Origin of the sequence: Chitinophaga sp., from assembly GCF_036566945.1 — a bacterium.
Classification (GTDB): Bacteria; Bacteroidota; Bacteroidia; order Chitinophagales; family Chitinophagaceae; genus Chitinophaga.
The window spans coordinates 1-2,056 of sequence record NZ_DATCVJ010001071.1 but is presented as its reverse complement, the minus strand read 5'-3'; the positions used below and the strand labels follow the sequence as shown (position 1 = coordinate 2,056).

The following is a 2,056-nucleotide window of genomic DNA, read 5'->3' as shown; positions in this document are numbered from 1 at the left end:
GCTGCCCCCAATGGCTCGCAGTATCGTGACTGACGACCGCCAACTTAGGAATATCAACGCCCCTAAAAAAATGTAGATACAGAGCGCCAAACACACCGCCGCAAGCAATGACCGCGATGAGTGCCACTCCAACAAAAAAGCGATTTTCTTTTACATATTCAATAAGCGGCTCTAAAGCACTTTCACAATACCAATAAGCATTTCGAAACGACATAAAAGCTCCATAACATCCACAGAATATCCCGCCGACCTTGTGCTGCCTATTAGGGCCAAAGAATCGGTGCCAGGTATCATGCAATGATGGCACATCGCCAAAAACACCGACAGCATCCTGAACAGAAGCTCGAACCTATGATTCCATCTAGAGCCCAGCGCTGATCGGCAGCCACATACCCTACGTAGCCATAAAGCTGACTTTCCAAACTTGTGGGGCGAAATACCGGGTCGGCCGTATCTACCCATGGATGCCGAAGGCAACCTGCAGACCGAAGCTGAAATGGCCATCCTCAATTTACCGTTAGCGCACCTGGAGGCCGCCACACGTGGGCTTCGTCGCTCTTGAGTTTCTCACGCAGCGCAAGTGTTTTCTGGGTGGCTACATTATGAATGCGGATTCTAAAATGTGTTCTACGCTCACCAAATGGAAGCAAAAAGCCATTAAGGAGCAACCTCATGAGAATCCCATTGCTTGCAGCAGCAGTTCTTGCCACCACTGGTTGCGTCACCGACCGCATGACCGACCCGGCAATTGTCACGGTCATTGACCACAAAGCTAAATTCACCACCGTCACGACTACAGCCGACCGCCGAATTTTTGTCCTCAATGGCACCACTAACCGCACCTGTGGAGAACCTCCGGCAGGTGTGGCAGAGAATGTGGGGGCGTCGCTGAGTAATAGCCTTGCAGCCGCAGTGAAAGCAGGGGGCGTCCAGCCAGAAGTACGCAATAGCTTTGCGGAAAGTGCAGCAAAAACAGTCGTGAACGTCGCGCAGAAAACGCAGGGAATGATGCTTTATGAGGCAATGGCATCAGGCTTATGTATGGCTTATGCAAATGATATGTCCATCTCATCGGCCGACTACACAAGAATGATCAACAAGTCTGCCGAGATGGCAGCTGTGCTCATTGCGCAAGAGTTAGATCTGACAAAAGGCGTTGTTGGGCCTAACGAAAAACCTCTGACCCCAACAGAAACAGGAAGCGGCGCGGCAGGCAGTAACACCAACACGACCACCAACACTAACGTATCGGATACCGCTACCGCGACGGCTGTAGCGTCAGGCGCAGCGGCCACATCAGTTGCAACCAACGGCAACCAAACGGCAGTAAAGGCAACCGCGGACGCGATTGCCGCGGCCACGCCTGCGAATGCATCGATTGAGCAGCGAAAAGAGATCGTCAACGCCGCCACGGCGGCGTCTGTCTCTCAGGCTACTGGAGATTCTGGAAAAGGACAGCGGGCTGCGGACAGGGCCACAACGGTTTTCGAGGCAAGCGTTGGTTCGCCTTCAGCCGAAGTAGATGTAGGACAGGTGGTTAAGGATATTAAGGCAATAATGAGTGGCTCATAGCACAAGCCAATCGCTCTCGACGCTTGGGCAGGAGATTGTTTCGATGTGATGCCCCTGTCAGCTTTCGGCGTCACTAGATTATGAGCTTACGGTCTGTGTGTCAGGTGTAGGCCGAGGCTGTTTGAAAAAACGTTTTGGAGCACGGCTTAAAGGACTCTACATCCATGTTCAAGAATCAGCTTGAAAAACTGAAATTTATAGTCGAGGAATTACAGCTAATACTGCACCTCACTACTAAACAGATAGATCCATTTACAGCTCGCACACTTGCTCGTCACATTCTGATTAGATCCGAGAATTTCATTGTTCATGCGCGCGCACTTCGTAGGCCATTACGCAGCAATGGTTATAAAGTCAAATCGTATCACCAAACAAAGGAGGTCTACGCTTCAAGCTTTGAGGAATACTTCCAAATTTCACGGCATCGATTAAGCGCTCACGTTCAGGATTTGGATTTTGGTAAACGAATTGAGCTATGGAATGA

The 2,056-nt window shown here is 50.5% G+C and carries 2 protein-coding genes; one reads left to right on the top strand and one right to left on the bottom strand.

Annotated features, from left to right (window positions below):
* On the bottom strand, positions 1 to 214 hold a 214-nt coding region (locus VIP81_RS32295), incomplete at its 3' end, for a hypothetical protein (protein WP_331971969.1).
* A gap of 458 nt (positions 215 to 672) precedes the next feature.
* Here VIP81_RS32295 and VIP81_RS32290 point away from each other — a divergent pair.
* Entirely contained in the window at positions 673 to 1,572 is a 900-nt protein-coding gene (locus VIP81_RS32290; RefSeq protein ID WP_331971967.1) for a hypothetical protein, read from the top strand.
* Positions 1,573 to 2,056 lie beyond the last annotated feature (484 nt).

Bases quoted from the DNA above. Each gene is read 5' to 3' on its own strand.
- VIP81_RS32290 (WP_331971967.1), top strand. From the start codon at position 673: ATGAGAATCCCATTGCTTGCAGCAGCAGTTCTTGCCACCACTGGTTGC.